This window comes from Lactiplantibacillus plantarum (genome assembly GCF_014131735.1).
Classification (GTDB): Bacteria; Bacillota; Bacilli; order Lactobacillales; family Lactobacillaceae; genus Lactiplantibacillus; species Lactiplantibacillus plantarum.
This window is the reverse complement of sequence record NZ_CP039121.1, coordinates 2,390,633-2,406,951: the sequence shown is the minus strand read 5'-3', so window position 1 is coordinate 2,406,951 and position 16,319 is coordinate 2,390,633. Positions and strand designations below refer to the sequence as shown.

At 44.1% G+C, this 16,319-nt stretch carries 16 protein-coding genes and 1 riboswitch; of the genes, 11 read left to right on the top strand and 5 right to left on the bottom strand.

Features of this window, described 5'->3' with window-relative positions; genetic code table 11:
* Positions 1-315 precede the first annotated feature (315 nt).
* On the top strand, positions 316-534 hold the full coding sequence (locus E5260_RS11415) for a helix-turn-helix domain-containing protein (protein ID WP_003641218.1): 219 nt from the start codon (positions 316-318) through the stop codon (positions 532-534).
* A 984-nt stretch (positions 535-1,518) separates the two neighbouring features.
* The gene (locus E5260_RS11410; RefSeq protein ID WP_025015641.1) at positions 1,519-2,661 is read left to right on the top strand and encodes a hypothetical protein; all 1,143 of its coding nucleotides are present in this window, start codon (positions 1,519-1,521) and stop codon (positions 2,659-2,661) included.
* Positions 2,662-3,430: 769 nt separating this feature from the next.
* Here the strand turns inward: E5260_RS11410 and E5260_RS11405 are convergent.
* Complete coding sequence (locus E5260_RS11405) at positions 3,431-4,153, bottom strand: DUF4811 domain-containing protein (protein WP_003641222.1); 723 nt, start codon at positions 4,151-4,153, stop codon at positions 3,431-3,433.
* Complete coding sequence (locus E5260_RS11400; RefSeq protein WP_003641223.1) at positions 4,153-5,631, bottom strand: MDR family MFS transporter; 1,479 nt, start codon at positions 5,629-5,631, stop codon at positions 4,153-4,155. The genes E5260_RS11405 and E5260_RS11400 overlap by 1 nt, the downstream gene beginning before the upstream one ends.
* A gap of 129 nt (positions 5,632-5,760) precedes the next feature.
* Here E5260_RS11400 and E5260_RS11395 point away from each other — a divergent pair, with 129 nt between their 5' ends.
* The gene (locus E5260_RS11395; RefSeq protein WP_003641224.1) at positions 5,761-6,225 is read left to right on the top strand and encodes a MerR family transcriptional regulator; all 465 of its coding nucleotides are present in this window, start codon (positions 5,761-5,763) and stop codon (positions 6,223-6,225) included.
* 503 nt (positions 6,226-6,728) lie between these two features.
* On the opposite strand, the gene E5260_RS11390 is transcribed toward E5260_RS11395, so the two are convergent.
* Complete coding sequence (locus E5260_RS11390) at positions 6,729-7,073, bottom strand: hypothetical protein (RefSeq protein ID WP_003644081.1); 345 nt, start codon at positions 7,071-7,073, stop codon at positions 6,729-6,731.
* A 211-nt stretch (positions 7,074-7,284) separates the two neighbouring features.
* Between E5260_RS11390 and E5260_RS11385 the strand changes: the two genes are divergently transcribed.
* The 4 genes from E5260_RS11385 to E5260_RS11370 all read left to right on the top strand — a co-directional run bounded on the left by E5260_RS11385 (position 7,285) and on the right by E5260_RS11370 (position 9,797).
* Positions 7,285-7,932, top strand: coding sequence for a metal-dependent transcriptional regulator (locus E5260_RS11385; protein WP_003641226.1), 648 nt, complete (start codon positions 7,285-7,287; stop codon positions 7,930-7,932).
* Between the two features lie 251 nt (positions 7,933-8,183).
* Complete coding sequence (locus E5260_RS11380) at positions 8,184-8,384, top strand: cold-shock protein (protein ID WP_003641227.1); 201 nt, start codon at positions 8,184-8,186, stop codon at positions 8,382-8,384.
* A 168-nt stretch (positions 8,385-8,552) separates the two neighbouring features.
* Entirely contained in the window at positions 8,553-9,302 is a 750-nt protein-coding gene (locus E5260_RS11375; protein ID WP_003641228.1) for a threonine/serine exporter family protein, read from the top strand.
* 33 nt (positions 9,303-9,335) lie between these two features.
* Positions 9,336-9,797: a threonine/serine exporter family protein gene (locus E5260_RS11370; protein ID WP_003641229.1), complete on the top strand. Its 462-nt coding sequence runs from the start codon at positions 9,336-9,338 to the stop codon at positions 9,795-9,797.
* Positions 9,798-10,082: 285 nt separating this feature from the next.
* Here E5260_RS11370 and E5260_RS11365 read toward each other — a convergent pair whose 3' ends face one another.
* Positions 10,083-11,120 (bottom strand): LCP family glycopolymer transferase, encoded by a 1,038-nt coding sequence (locus E5260_RS11365; protein WP_003641230.1) that lies wholly within the window; start codon positions 11,118-11,120, stop codon positions 10,083-10,085.
* Positions 11,121-11,381: 261 nt separating this feature from the next.
* Here E5260_RS11365 and E5260_RS11360 point away from each other — a divergent pair, with 261 nt between their 5' ends.
* Entirely contained in the window at positions 11,382-12,044 is a 663-nt protein-coding gene (locus tag E5260_RS11360) for a phosphatase PAP2 family protein (protein ID WP_003641231.1), read from the top strand.
* A 184-nt stretch (positions 12,045-12,228) separates the two neighbouring features.
* On the opposite strand, the gene E5260_RS11355 is transcribed toward E5260_RS11360, so the two are convergent.
* Complete coding sequence (locus tag E5260_RS11355) at positions 12,229-13,023, bottom strand: alpha/beta hydrolase (protein WP_003641232.1); 795 nt, start codon at positions 13,021-13,023, stop codon at positions 12,229-12,231.
* Between the two features lie 62 nt (positions 13,024-13,085).
* Between E5260_RS11355 and E5260_RS11350 the strand changes: the two genes are divergently transcribed.
* From E5260_RS11350 to alsS, 3 genes are all read left to right on the top strand, one after another.
* A complete protein-coding gene (locus tag E5260_RS11350) occupies positions 13,086-13,631 on the top strand; it encodes a GNAT family N-acetyltransferase (protein ID WP_003641233.1) in 546 nt (181 codons plus the stop codon).
* A gap of 11 nt (positions 13,632-13,642) precedes the next feature.
* Positions 13,643-14,167, top strand: coding sequence for an Rrf2 family transcriptional regulator (locus tag E5260_RS11345; protein ID WP_003641234.1), 525 nt, complete (start codon positions 13,643-13,645; stop codon positions 14,165-14,167).
* 185 nt (positions 14,168-14,352) lie between these two features.
* Entirely contained in the window at positions 14,353-16,035 is a 1,683-nt protein-coding gene (alsS, locus tag E5260_RS11340) for an acetolactate synthase AlsS (RefSeq protein ID WP_003644083.1), read from the top strand.
* 58 nt (positions 16,036-16,093) lie between these two features.
* Positions 16,094-16,275: riboswitch (Lysine riboswitch) on the top strand.
* The last annotated feature ends 44 nt before the right edge of the window (positions 16,276-16,319 follow it).

Sequence of the window (16,319 nt, the reverse complement as noted above, 5' to 3'; positions counted from 1 at the left end):
GATTCAATAAGTATGCGTTAACCAACACTAAATGGGATTATCTGACAATTAGTGTGGTTCATGAAACAGGATAACTATGTAGGTTAAGTTTGAGTGCGTGTTATGATGAAAAAGCACGCTTGATATCCGCCAATAGTAAGGTGACGAATGAGGCAAAGGCGGGTTAAGAATTAGTTTAATACTTTCGGTGAAAATAATGAAGAAAATTATCATTGACTTTTAATCGTGACGTTACGAAATTGTTGCTTGCATTTCAAAAGCTGGGGGCGTAACATAATCACATTGATTTTTTGAAAGGACAAATGGTGAGAGAAAATGACTCTGGAACAATTAGCAGCCCATAGCGGGGTCGCTGCTGATAAAATCGTCGCCTATACCAATGCCGGGTTATTACCTTGCAAGGATGTCAACGCGCATTTTAGCGCCGATGATGAATATTGGCTAGATATGGTCAATTGCTTCTTAGAAAATGGCTCATCCGTCGAGGATTTGAAAGATTTAATGCCACTTTGTGAACAGTGTGCAGCTCAATAAATAAGTAAGTTAAGACAATCGCACCGATTCTACTAGAATTGGTGCGATTGTTTTTTTATTACTCATCGTTATTAAACAATCATGATTAAAACGTGCCGATTCTTAAGTTCAAAAGCAGCCAGCTTAGACCCGCTGGGAAAAGTTCAAGTTAGCGTAAATATGCTTAGATTGGTTCGTCCTACATCGACCTCCAGGCATTTCTGCCAATTGCCGGAACGTGGTGGGCACAGATTTGAGCCGAAAAACCACGTCTCAAATACTGGCCTTTCACTAACCAAGCACAGAACGCTTGCTAAGTGAACTTTCACCACTGGGCATTGTCAAAAATGCCTTCCAGTCGGGATAGTATTCGAATGGCAGACGGTGAGGTACCCAACTTTTGATGAATTGGTCGTTGCTTTTCATAAACGGTAATTTTGTCAATCAACTGTCAGACTAAAAATAATATTGAGATGGCTCACTAATCCTGAATCGGTGTAGTAGGATTTAATCTCTTGACAGAGTGCTTAATGCACCTAGCGCTTTGTTTAAACTTCCAGCATCAAAATAGTCAGCTACTAATTGTACCAAATTAGGTGGTCGTTCATCAGCCATTCGAGCGGTTTCCCGACCGGAGGGGCTGGGTGACAATGCTCAGTAGCCAAATTATTCTTAGTCGGAAGTGGGTTGCTTCCGGCTTAGAATAAGACTCGTATTTGAGATGACGCGGGTTATGCGTTAGCTCAAATCGACGTCGGCTTACGTTCCAGCAATTGTCACCCAGCCCCGGAGGTCGACATAGGACGCGCACCGGCTGACGAACAGGAATCCACCTAATCGGCACGGTTTAATCATAATTAGTCCTGATTGGTGTTTTGGAGCGGACACTATTTTTTAAATGTTCAATCGGAATATAAATTAATTTATATGGGCTAGCAGGATTGAGGGACTAACGGTATACTTATTGAAGCATAAATACCAACCAAAAAGGATAGTGAAGCAGGGATGAAATCGGGGAAGCACCGGGTATCATTATTGATACTGTTATGTTTGATGGTGGTCGGTTTAGCTGGCTGCCATAACAAGGCGTATTCGCAGTCAATCGAGAAGGGGTTAAATGCGGTTGCTGAGAATAAATACCAAAAAGCGCTGACGTATTTTGATAACGCGCTAGCGCAGAAGCCCAAGGATGAAAAGGCACAGGCGTACCGGGATCAAACGCAGGCCTACTTGACGACCACATCGGAGTTGAAGGCCGGAAAAGTTAAAACGGCGCTGACGACGGTTGATAAGGGTGTCAAGATTACGAACGGGGCAACAAGTTTGACGAATAAGCTGAAACAGTTGAAAGTCACCGTAACCAGTGATTATCAGGAATATCAGCAATTGTCAGATGATGTTAAAGCACAGTTAAAGGTGAAGAACGGCAACTATTCAGCGGACGTGCTCAAACGTTGCGCAGCCATCAACTGGGATAAAAAGCCATATTTGAAACCGTTGAAGGCTAAGGTAAAACAGTTATTGACTGCGGCAAAAAAGGCCAAGACGAATATGAAAGTTAGTACGGCTGAAGCGAAACGAGCAGCGGCGTTACGTCGGAAGATTGCTGCCGCTAAAAACAAGTGGAACATGGCCGCATTAGACGATGTGCCCGATTGGTTCATTTTGGCACTTTTTGCCGACGATAGTGATGTGGATGATGCTGCTGAAGAATTAGATGACGAATATGCCGATCAGGCCGACGATAATGACGATTATTCGGATCGGGATGAGCAAACGACTGATTCGAATGATGACACGAACGACACCGACGCGGATTCGGCTGATGACGATTGGAGTGATCAAGATACGGATTCGAATGACGATACCGACGATGATTCCGATACTAATAGCGATGCTGACAGCGATTCGGATTACTCAGAAGATGATGACGATGAAGATTCGAATCGTGATGACGCCGATGACAGCGAAACCCAATCCGATGACGATTACGATGATGATACTGATAGTGAGTCTGATGACGACGATTATGATACTGATGATCAATATGACGATGATGATGACTACGATGACGCCGAGAGTCTACTCAACCCGGCACCTGTTCAACCGTCAGTGGCCGACCGGCTGTTTGCGTCGGCTAGTTGTTAGTCGTTCAGCGGTAAAATCACCAAAGATCGTCTGACAGTTTTAATAATGCAGTTATGGGCGACATAAAAACAAGCGTCCGCGTTGATTAGATCAACGCGGACGCTTGTTTTCTTACGTGGAGTTTGTTGCCGAACATGTCTGAGTACCAGTTGCTCACGGGCAAGCCTTTATCTTAGCGTTGATTAAGGCTGATGTTTAAAGCGAGCGTAAATCGAGCTCATTGTTGAAAATCCGATGACTATTAAGACCATGATTTGTAATACGCCAGTGGGTTGCTGAATTTGCCTGACGATAATGTAAGTCAGAATAGCCAAGTTGATCAGCCAACCAAATCGTCTTATTTGCTTAATTATAAAATTTTTAGGGTCTGTTTTACTAAGCATATAAAGTAAAAGGGCGATGATGATCCAAAACAATCCTGATGTTGAGTGATAGTACACGTAATCATTCCTTTAGACGTCTGACTTTCTAATGACATCGTAACAATCAACTTGGTACGTGATAATCGTATCATTTGCTCGAAAGCATCAAAATCATGTTTTAGTAAAGATAGTGTACATTTTCAGAAAAGAAACGTGAATTTTTTGTAAACCACCGGCATAATTAACCGGCGCATCGATTTTGAATAAGTGTGGTCTTGACGCTGGGGCGCCGGCGCTAGTTTTGGCAAGACGTTAGTGAAAGGGGGGGACAAGCCATGATGATCTTTAGACAACAAAGACCCCGGCATGCCGGGGTCTTGTCAGCTATTTTTAATTGTTAGTTCAAGTTATTTGCTAGCTTTAACGGTTTTAAGCATGCTCTGAATGGCATTGGCTTGATATTGAGCAGCCGCTGCTTTTTGAACTTTTGCGAGTTGCGCTTTGCTCATTGTCGGGTTCTTGACCATTGCGGCCTTGACCTGATTAGTCACGTAGACTTTAGCACGCGCTTTTAATGTCGCTTGCTGTTGCTTCATCAATTTACTGAATTGTTTAGCTTGGGTTGTGCTAAGTACGACCCAGTTCTTATTGATATAGAAGTAGTTGGTTCGCTTGATCAACTGTTTGTCATTGTTGGCTAAGCCAAACCAGAACTTCATGGCGTTACTCTTATAAGTCCACCGTGTCGTCTTAGTAACTAACTTAGGTGTCGCGGTCGTCGTCTTAACTTGGTTAGCAGTCTTGACGCTGGCTGTCGTATGGCTAACTTTTTTCTGATTAGTGGTCTTTTTATAAATATAGACCCGGTGCTTGTCAGCGGTACCCACACTTTGATAGAGCAATAAATCAAGTTGCTTGCTACTACCAGCAGACTTTAATGATTGCGTGGTGGTCGTCGTTGTTTTGACCATCCCGTAATGTTGACCATCATTCTTGGAGACGAAGACGATCGAGGTCACTAAGAGTGCCGCAAAGATAACGGATAGGCTGATTCGTAACGTGTTTTGGTGAACGTAGATAAATGATAAGAAGAGCGCGATTGCGCTAACAACGAGTAGTACGAGAATCATTAGTCGTTCACCTCCTTAGTGTTCATTACTGGCTTAACGGAATGCTGCTTGCCTTTCATGAAGAACGCGACGACGAGCCCGACAACTGAGAAGCCCACGGCAACCCAGAAAGCCGCGTGGTAACCATTTAAGGTTGCGTTGAAATAGCTGTTCTGATAACCAAGTGGATTGCTCTTAATCAAGCTATGAGCTGGTTTTGTGGCGTCCGTAACGTTTGATAAGACGGAAGTCAAGATGGCAGTCCCAATGGAACTAGCGATTTGACGCGTCGTGTTGTTAACGGCAGTCCCATGACCCATTAGTTCAACGGGAAGGGCGTTCATCCCAGCGGTAGTTGCCGGCATCATGACCATGGCAATCCCAAACATCCGAACGGCATAGAGAACCACGATGTAAACCGTTGCGGTATTACGAGTAATGAAGGCAAATGGAATGGTCCCGATTGTCAGTAAAAACATCCCTAAAATTGCCAAGCGTTTGGCACCAAAACGGTCAAAGGCCCGGCCGGTAATTGGACTCATAACCCCCATCATTAGGGCACCAGCTAATAGTGATAGCCCAGATTCAAAGGCGGAGAAACCATGAATAATTTGCAGGTAAAGTGGAATAACCATTTCGGCCCCTACCATGGCCATGTTAGCAACTGAGCTCAAAATAGCTGCAATTGTGAACTCGGCATGCTTGAAGACCCGTAATTGGAGGAATGGATTTTCCATCGTCAATTGACGCCAAATAAAACCAATGATGAAGATAACACCAATAATTAAAGTTGAGAGAACCACGGTTGACGTCCAGCCATTGTCACCAACGGATGAAAAGCCGTATAGTAAGCTCCCAAAACCAATGGTAGAAAGTACCAAGGATGCAAAGTCTAATTTTGGCTTAGACGTTTCCAAGACGTTGGCCATGAAGAAGAAGCCAGCGATTAGAACGATTGCGACGATTGGAACGATCAAACCAAATAAATCACGCCATGATAAGTTGTCGATAACCCACCCAGATAAGGTTGGACCGATGGCTGGGGCCAAACCGATAACAATTCCGGCAGTCCCCATGGCAGCCCCACGCTTATCAGCAGGGAAGATAGATAGCATAATCGTTTGAAGTAATGGCATGGTGACCCCGACCCCAACGGCTTGGATCAAACGCCCAGCCAATAAGAAGCCAAAGTTTGGTGCTGTCCAACAGATAATAGTACCCACTTCGAAAATGGCCATTGCGGAAAGATATAACCATTTAGTGGAAATCCGTGAACTTAACCACGCACTAACGGGAATCATAATCCCGTTGACTAACATAAACCCGGTTGTTAACCATTGCACGGTCGACGTTGTGATGTCGAAATCTTTCATCAACGTTGGGAAGGCAGTGGTTAAAATCGTTTGATTAAGAACGGTACAAAAAGTACCAACTAATAAAACTGCAATGAGCAAGCCACGGTTATAAGGCTTCCCATGCGTATCAACAGGAGTTGACAAGTAAATCCCTTCTCTCTAAAAAAGTACGTTGTCTAATATAATCGGATTTATCGACTTTGTCAACAAGCTTGACATTAATATTAAAAATAATATACTGAGTATTGAAAATGTTAGAAAAGAGGTTGACCCGTGGATAAGCAAGAAGACGGTGTATTTTTTAAGAAATTTAAAGAACAGCTGGGTAAGCATCAATTCACAATCGGAATTAGCGATTTGGCGAAGATGACCGGCGTCTCTCAGACACAGCTACGTTACTGGGAACAGAAAAATTATATTCATAGTCTTAAAGTGAGTGAGAAGAATACCACGCATCGTTATTCGTATGGTATGCTGATGCGTGTTCATTTTATCAAGATGATGTTAGACGAGGGTTTTACACTGGCAGCGGCTGTCGAGCGGGCCGATGGGTATAATAACCAAATGGAAATGATGCGCATCTTTATGATGACGGCTTTTCAAGGAATCGAAGAACGGGATGGTCACCACATGGTCAAGTTGGGATATTTTGACGAAGCGAAGACACAACAGCTTTATTGTTATATTCAAGATGAGACGCCACATTATCGACTTTATCCCGTTAAGTCAGAGCGCTAGCAACCTTCAGCTTGTGTAACCGATTAATTAATGTTAAATTTAAGTTGGTAAATGTCGGTAAGTCACTTGGGCATTTAAGTTTCCCGTTCGTCAACCGATCTTATGGCTGGGTTGACCGTTGTCATGTTGGTCGTGTTTTGAAGTTTAACTTTGCAAAAGGATTTACAACGGAGCGCGAATAAGCGCTGAGAGATGCCTAGCTAGAACTAGGTAGTAATCGTGCATAAAACAACGTGTAATTGAAACTAGTAGTAGTCTTCAATCGCCCGGTGATGATATTTACCAGAGGTCCCAAGTGCTGCGGGAAAGCTTGGGGCTTTTTTGTACTTTCGTACGTTAAAACGTAATCTATCAGTGTGGTTATCAACAAAAAAGAGACCGAGTATCAACTCAATCTCTTTAAATAATCTATAAGTACGCGTGGTGCTTGTCTTTCATTTAGTATTAATTCTACTTCTATATGAAATAATCACGAGTAGCGCGCGTTAATTAAGTAGGAATTGTTAAGATGTCGCAGTTTGAGCAAACTTGGCGGCTAACCATTCATTCCATGGTAGTGCTGGATTACCACTAGTAAAGTATTGTTGATCGAGTCGATCAATCAAGTTGACGTAGGCGGTAAATGAAAAACTAACGGTGTCACTCAAGCGCTGAGCCTTGGTCATGTAGCGGCCGTAAGTAAGGTGTTCATTGATGTCTGTCATATAGCTGGCAACATCATAGTTGGACATCATTTCAAGGTTGTTAGCGTCAAAAAGTGGTAAGTAGAATGCGGCAAAGTCTTCAACTGCCTTGTGCTGCAAAGAACTATCCAATTGCGTAATTGATAATTGAGCATCATCATTCACGATGCGGTTCCTCCTTAGTTGAACAAGCACGTTTCTAAATTAGTAACCAAATTGGTTATTTTGCGCTACAATTAATTATGTCACGATTAGGCAATTATTTCAAAGCTTTGTCGTTATTAGAGACTAGAACTGGTGTCTCAATTGTAGTAAGATGTTAGAATTATATTAGAGAGAATCAGAAGTAACTATTTAGTTGAGGTGAAGAATATTCATGACCCCCATGAAGGAAGATTACTTAAAAATTATTTTCGAGCTTGGTGGTACGAAAAAAAAGGTGTCGAATAAGCAAATTGCCTTAAGTTTAGACATCGCGGCCGGCTCTGTAACGGAGATGGTCGGTAAATTAGTTCAGGAAGGCTTGGCTAAGCATACCCCGTATGCTGGGATTTCGTTAACAAAGAAAGGCATTCGCTACGCTGAAACGTTAGTTCGCAAGCACCGAATCTGGGAAGATTTCTTAGTTGATAAATTGGATTATGATTTGCCAGACGTGCATACGGAAGCGGAAGTGCTGGAGCATGTGACCAGTGAACGACTAGTGGATTCTTTGGAAGCCTTTTTAGGCAATCCGACGCATTGTCCGCATGGTGGCGCGATTCCCGATAAGGATGGTCATTATCAGGAAGACAGTCATGTGAGTTTAGCAGATACGCAGGATGGCACAACGGTTACGATTGAGCGATTTATTGATAATCATGATTTATTAGTTTATTTGCATGATACACCGCTCAAGATTGGACAGCAGGTCACGGTTTTAAAGCACGATCCATTTGAAGGCCCTGTTACCGTTTCCATTCAGAAAACGGGCGAGGAAATCCCAGTTAGCTATAAAGCGGCGCACAATGTCTTTGTAAAGTAAGCATGCGGCACCTATTTCCGAACAAACCTGTTAATTGTTAGTTAGTTATTCTGTTTCATTTATCATCACATAAACATTTCATGGAAATCATGGTGTTTGGCTACCCTTTTTAGAAACAATATGCTACAATTGTTCTTGTAGCTTGGTTAGGTAATTTTGGTCAGATCGTTTCAATAAACTATCCCCATTTGTACCGAATCATGATTTACATTATTTTATACGTGCAAAATGCACTAGGAGGATTTTTTATTATGGAACACGGAACAGTTAAATGGTTCAACGCTGATAAGGGTTTTGGTTTTATCACTCGCGAAAACGGTAGCGATGTATTCGTACATTTCTCAGCTATCCAAGAAGACGGCTTCAAGAGTCTTGATGAAGGCCAAGCTGTAAACTTCGACGTTGAAGAAAGCGATCGTGGCCCACAAGCAGTTAACGTTACAAAAGCATAATTAACAGCTTAAATGGCTTAAACCGGTGATGAGAATTAATTCTCATCACCGGTTTTTTGTCGTTTTGCAGCGGATGCTTAATTATCATAAATAAAGCTTTACTAACAGCCAGACATTGGCTAAAGTAAGAATTATTAGAGAATGTAATTCTGATTATTAAAGGGTGGGATGACAGTGACAACCGATGAGATGATTATTGCGACTTGCTTGAAGGCTGGTAAAATCATGGTCGAGAATGGTTCGGAGATTTCGCGAGTAGATGATACGATGATGCGGATTGCTCAGAATGCGGGGGTTGTTGCTGCCAATACCTACGTGACGATTACGGGTGTCATGATGTCGATTCAAGGACGTAATGCAACGCAGATTGCCGCGGTTAACCAGCGAACGATCGATCTTGAAAAAGTGGCACAGGTCAATCAGTTATCCCGTGAATTTGCGGCTACGACCATTGATTTACCAACTTTATATCAACGGCTTAATCAGTTAGATGCAGCTTCGCGCTCATTTCCGTTGTGGTTGCAGTTGGTCGGTGCAGCCTTAGTCAGTGGCCCCTTGATGATTATGTTTCGTCAGGAAATTGTTAATACGTGGCCAACTGTTATTATTGGAACATTAGGTTACTTGGTCTTTTATCTGCTTAACCGGTATCTTAAAATTAAATTTTTGAGCGAGTTAACGGCGGCACTTCTAATTGGGTTTGGCGCGGAATGGGTGTGTCAGATTGGGTGGGGAACCAATGTCAATGATATTATTATCGGGTCGTTGATGCCACTAGTGCCCGGAGTGCCATTAACAAACGCCGTACGAGATACTCTGGCTGGTAATTTCGTCAGTGGGCCTGCACGTGGCGTGGAAGCGATGCTGAGTGCGGCAGCACTAGGCTTTGGGATCGCCGTTGTCATTACATTATTTTAAGTACGGGCACTAGCCTGGGTATTCGGAGGGATCATGATGGGCACAATTGGACAATTAGTGCTGGCTTACATTGCGGTACTGGGGTTTGGCCTGATTATTAATATTCCACATCAAGCGTTAAACGTTGCGGGCTGGATTGGTACCCTAACGTGGGGTGGCTATTTGATTGTTCAGGCTTTTGATGGTGGGGTCGTCTTAGGAAGCTTAATTGGCTCGGTCGGTATTGGCGTCCTCAGCAGCTTAGCAGCTCGCTACAAGAAGATGCCCGCTATTATCTTCAATATTCCGAGTTTAGTTTCATTCGTGCCCGGCAGTCAGGCTTATCAGATGGTGCGTAACTTTGCGCTGGGTAATTATCGTGAGGCGGTTTCATTCACGTTGCAAGTGATTATGATTACTGGTGCGATTGCATTGGGATTCTTATTAGCTGAATTACTCAACCGGCTTATCGCATTTTGTATTCGCCAGTGGCGGTTGCACCGATTGGAGTCGTAACCTAACTGTTGGCTGATTAGTTGTGAATCGTGAACAAAGTTTGCGGACGCTAAGACTAAGCGCCATAAATAAATTCCGCCAAAAGTGGTGGGTTAGTGCGACTAATTTGCCGTGTGCCAGCGTTCTGAATAGTTACGCGCTTAGATTAGTTATTACGACTCGCATTCAATACAGAAAAAGGCGCCAACTGAACTGCTCTACTAAGCAGTTCAGTTGGCGCCTTTTTAATTAGTTAGCTGAGACATCGCAACAAGTAGTCACGACTCTTATCATCAAATCAGATGGTTAGTTTTGGTTAGCAAATTTTTCGCCGGTTGTCGCAGCCTTTAAATTAAGGGACTTACGTAAGACGTTCGTGACCCGTTGCTTTTCAGATTGCGAAACAACTTCGAAAGACTGACCATCAATCATCTTACCAGTACCCTGGGCGTGATCAGAGACGATATTCTTGGTTGCACTACGGTAATTAGTGACGATACTAGTTAAATTACCGAATGTTAAGTCAGTCCGTGTTTGTTTAGCAAGTGAATTTAAGAAATCTTGTTTAAGCAAGTTGGAAGCACTGGCGCTTTCTCCGATAATGGCGGTAATTAATTGCCGTTGCCGCTGTTGCCGACCATAGTCGCCGAGTGGATCATCATAACGCATCCGGGAGTAAGCCAAGGCTTTGGCACCATTCATATGTTCTTTTTGGCCCTTAGTAAAGGTGTAGCCTTCGTAGGTAAATGTCCGAATTGGAGTAATGTCAACGCCACCGATTTCATCCACAACTTTTTTCATGCCACCCATGTTGATCAGGGCGTAATAGTCGATTGGAACGTTCAACCATTTTTGAACGGTCTTGATGGTCGTTCCGGCACTACCATAAGCGTAGGCAGCGTTTAACTTAGTCGGGAAGTCCTGTTCGAAGCCGGAGACAGCTACTTCAGAATCACGTGGTAAACTCATCAGGGTCGTTGTCTTAGTCTTGGGGTTGATCGTTGCTAAGATGATCGTATCGGTCCGGCCTTTATAGTTCCGCCCGAGGGCCCCGGTATCAGTTCCGAGTAATAGGATCGAGACGGGTTTCTTACCATTCAATACGGCGCTCGTATTCCGACTCTTTTTAATACCACTACTCTTGAAGACGGTGTCGGCCGCATTCTTGGCGTTAAAATAAGTTCGCGCGGCAAAGGCCCCGGTCCCAACTAATAACACGGCAATAATGATTAAAACGGTATTGCGAACGGGGTGCTTCTTCTTGGGCCCGTTGCCGTTCCCCTGTGAATTGTTTCCTTGTGATTTCTCACGATGCATTTCTGAGCGACTTGGCATGTCTTCCATGAACTCTTCCTCCAATGGTAATAGTTATTCATAGTTTAGCATTTTTTCGGGTCAGCGGGAACTGAATCCACGTAAGATTTAGCTTGATTACCGATGACTGTCAGATAAATCATAACCTTTTTGTTAATAAAACGTGATTAAAATGGGAATTCTTTGTTTTTTTTTAAGGTTCCCTGAGAGATATTAATGATTCGTTCAGTCGATTAATAGACTATGGTATAATTTTGTTAATTTTAATATTAAATGGGGGTTCTTGTTTTGATGATCGATAAGTCGCGTAGTCGGCCGATCAAGTTTGTCATTGGGGTAATTTTATTTGCCTACTTAAGCTATTTTATTAGTGACGGCGCGGTTGGTATTGATTTACTAGATGTGGCCTTAACGTCGCTGGTCCAAATTAGTAATAGCGGTATTTGGACGGTATTTTATAAGGTGATTGCTTGGTTGGCGTCACCCGGAATGGACATTTTGTGGATCGTCATCCTGGCGTTTCTAATGTACGGATTTAAATATAAGATTCAAGCGTTCTGGACGCTAGCATATATGGTTGGTGCAATGGCGTTAGGCTTTATTGTCAAGCACATCATCGGCCGAGCGCGACCAATTGGTCATTTAGCGCAGGATACCGGATATAGTTATCCCAGTGGTCACGTTTTAGGAACCTTTGTGTTGGTCAGCGTGATTATCATGTTGATTGTTCCTGAGTTGCCAAGTTATCGAATGGCAATGATCGTCAAGTGGGTGAGTGTCGTATGGTTAGTATTGGTCATTTTCTCACGTATTTACTTGAATGCACATTATCCAACTGATACGATTGGGGCCGTGTTGTTGGCATGGTCTTGGAGTCAAATCATGCAATGGTTCTACGTTTTCTGGGCACCAGGATTATTGAAATGGCCGTTGTTTTATCGCTCATATTTATAAAGACAATTAACAAACTTAAACTAATCTATTATTTAGCAGGCAACCGTGTCACTAAATAATAGACTCAAAATAAAAAATTGTTTGCTTTAATCGACACTACTCGGCTGATTGCGAGAAATTGATCGAAGCAAACGATTTTTTGTTTACAGCTATAAAATATTAACTAGCAACGACTGGTAATGAACTAACGATTATCAGCTAGCCATTCAAGTGCTAACGTTAACCAGTGGGCGACGTGCGGCTGATTGGCGTCTGGTTTCCATGCTGTTTGTGCATTCGCAAGGGCTAGTCCGTGTGGGCCATGTTTAAAGACGTGTAGTTCATAAGGAATCTTAGCAGTTGCTAACGCAGTCGCGTAGGCAAGCGTATTGGTTGCTGGAACAATTGGGTCGTCAGCCGTTGTCCAGATAAAAGTCGGCTGATTATCTGAATTGACGTGTTGGTCAGCGGCCAGTTCGTTCGGCGTTGGTGTCCAGGTAGCCAAGGTCGCGTCATCCTTGGGGAAACCTAGCAATGGACTGATGACTGGATAGCCGAGTACCACGTTATTCGGCTTTAACATGGCGGGCGTTACGTTTAATTCAGTTGCCACGCGGGTCGCCCAGTAATCGTTATACAGTGCCACAATGTGACCACCCACGCTAAAACCAGCAGGCGTGATCTGTTGCGGATCAATATGCCATTCGGCCGCGTGTTGACGAAGCAAGTTGACTGCTCGTCCTAAATCTAATACGGGTGCTAATCCGAGTGGTTGTTGATCAGTGAGTAGCGTATATTCCAAGTAAAAGGCCTGGTAACCGTGCCCAGCGAAAGCCATGGCGAGACTCTCTGCTTGCGCCACTGGAATATGCGTGTATGAGCCGCCCGGAACGATAATAATGGCGGGTAAGTTCGTTTGGTGTGCGTTCGTATCCGGTTGATGCAAATAACCGGTCAATTGCGCGCACGTCGCTGTTAATTTTTGCTTAATAACTTGCATGCAATCACCTCAATTTGATATGGTTAACATAACTATTATAACGCAAGTCAGGTGGAACAGATATGGGCATGGTTACGGTTACAACTCGGAATGAGCAACTCGAGTTACGGCCATTTACGTTGGCAGATACAGAGGATTATTATGACTTAGTTCGTGATCCGTCAATTGCGGCATCGGCGGGCTTTACGCCAGCGCACAGCTTAGTGGAAGCCGAATTCTTATTGAAACAGCAAGCGAAGTTACCACAGATTTTTGCGATTGAACTAACAGCGATCCACCGCGTGATTGGCAGTGTGGGGTTGTATGAGCGCATGACGAATACGGGCGAACCAGCAACTTTAGAGATGGATCTCGGGTATATGTTGAACGCTCGATATTGGGGGCGGGGCATTATGACGGCAGCAGTTGCACGTATTTTACGATACGGGTTTGAAACGCTTCATTTGCGGCGGATCACAGCCAGTTGTCTAGCTAATAATCCGGCGTCTAAGCGAATCTTAGAGCATGCTAATTTTCGACAGTATGATGCTGTTCGCCATCCAGATTACGCCCCGTTTGGCGCTGGTCAGACGGAGTTATTCTTTGATTGTGTGGAATTAAACCTTTAGGAGGTGAGTTAATGCAACTCGCAAAATCGTTTGAACAGGCCGCCTGCGTGTTGGTATTGTTGGCTACACAGCAACCGGAGATTCCGTTGACTGCGGATGTCTTGCACGAGCGAATTGGTGGTTCCGCTTCGTATATTCGTAAGATTATTCGTAAATTAGTAGTGGCAGGACTGGTCACGTCCACCAGTGGAAATAACGGGGGTGTCCACTTGGCACGCTCACCTGAGGACATTTCAATTACAGATGTGGTCGCGGCCATCGAGGGGACGTTGCAGACCTTTCCGAATTATGGTTATTTTGACCGAGTATTTAAGGACGTTGAACCGGTCGCTCATGAAGGGACGAAAGTGGTCAACGGGATTTTTTCGCGAGCGGATCAATTATGGTTAGATTTTTTAGACCAGCAAAAACTGGCGACGTTGATCAAGGAATTATTAGTTGTTACTCAAATCCCAGTGTTGGATTGGACGAATTACTCAGATGATAAAATGGCCCAATTAAATGCGTTGCTTAGTCGGATGCGGGCACATAAGTGAGACGTCGTACAAACTCGATAAAAATTGGGAGCGGTTTCGCTTGGTAAACCAATATTGACGCGCTTTTGCCAATCGGGGATCATTTTCAAAATGATACACTTTATTTCACAAGGCTGAAAATACTGTTATTAAAGCGTTTTTTATGGTATTCTAACAATGAATTTCACAAGATAGAGGGGAACAACATGCCAGATAAGAAATATTACGGGGCCGATGCGATCGTCGACAGCCTTGTAAACCACGACGTTAAGTACGTATTCGGGATTCCAGGCGCTAAGATCGATCGGGTCTTTGAGCGCTTGGAGCACCCAGTCAACCCGAAAAGTCCGCGGTTGATCGTGACGCGGCATGAACAGAATGCCGCGTTTATCGCTGCCGGAATCGGTCGGATTACTGGGAAACCTGGTGTAGTGATGACAACATCTGGCCCCGGTGCCAGCAATTTAGCCACGGGGCTCGTAACGGCAACTGCTGAAGGTGACCCAGTCTTGGCAATTTCTGGTCAAGTTCAGCGTGCTGACTTGTTACGGTTGACCCACCAAAGTATGAATAACGCGGCACTATTTAAGCCGATTACAAAGTACAGTGCGGAAGTTCAAGAACCGGAAAACATTTCGGAAGTGCTCGCAAACGCCTACCAAGAAGCCACAGCTGCTAAGCAGGGCGCCAGCTTTGTTAGTGTGCCACAAGATGTCACTGATTCGATTGTACGCACACCTGTTATTACACCAATCCAGGCACCTAAGTTAGGACCTGCTAGCCCGGTCGAAGCCACGTTATTAGCACAAAAAATCAAAGCAGCTAAGTTGCCGGTCTTGCTAGTTGGGATGCGGGCTTCTTCACCAGAAGTGACGAAAGCAATTCGGAACTTGGTGGCTGCTGCTAATCTACCAGTTGTCGAGACTTTCCAAGCGGCAGGCGTGATCTCACGTGATTTGGAAGCCAACCATTTCTTCGGTCGGGTCGGGTTATTCCGTAACCAACCAGGGGATATGTTACTAAAGAAGTCCGACTTAGTGATTGCGGTCGGTTATGACCCGATTGAATATGAACCCCGCAACTGGAATGCGGAAGGCAAATCCCGTATCGTGGTTATCGATGCAATGCGCGCTGAAATTGATCATAATTTCCAACCGGAAACCGAATTGATCGGTGATATTGCCCAGACGTTAGACTTTTTGTTGCCGTACATGAAGGGCTATGATATTAGCGATAGTGCGCGAGCTTACTTGGGTGAATTACAAGAACGGCTTCAGACGCGTGATTTCGTACCTAATATTGATAAGCAGTCCAAGTTAAATCATCCGCTGTCAGTAATTGCAGCCTTACAACAACGGGTCAGTGATGACATGACAGTGACGGTCGATGTCGGCAGTCATTATATCTGGATGGCGCGTCACTTTCGGAGCTATGAACCACGGCACTTGTTGTTCAGTAATGGGATGCAAACGCTAGGGGTGGCCTTACCTTGGGCAATCGCAGCGGCTTTGGTTCGTCCAGATACGCAAATCGTATCTGTCTCTGGTGATGGTGGTTTCCTATTTTCCGCCCAAGAGCTGGAAACGGCTGTTCGACTGAAGCAAAATATCGTTCATTTGATCTGGAATGATGGCACCTACGATATGGTTAAATTCCAAGAAGAAATGAAGTATGGCGAGGATGCAGCGGTCCACTTTGGCCCAGTTGATTTTGTGAAGTATGCTGAAAGCTTTGGTGCGACTGGCTTGCGGGTAAACCAACCTGCTGATTTGGAAAAAGTGCTTGATCAGGCCTTTGCCACGGATGGTCCAGTTGTGGTGGATATTCCAATTGATTATTCTGATAACAAGGCGTTAGGTAAGACAATGTTACCAGACCAGTTTTATTAAAATTAACATTAGTGACCGGTTGTCAAAAGATGGTCGGTCAGATATAATGGTTGAGTATATCGAAAGAAGAGGATGCGGTTAACAATAGTAGCCGGCTGGAAGTGGGTCACCACTTATGAAGGTCAGTGAACGGGGCAACCGCCGAAATCGATGGATCAGTGACCGATTCATCCGTTGGGCCTTGGTTGAATAAATCAAGGACTGTCGCAGCTAGAATAGTTGCGGGGCGCTATCGACGATGAAATCAGCAATTATGTCAATCAATCTGATTAAAGTCTTTTTGC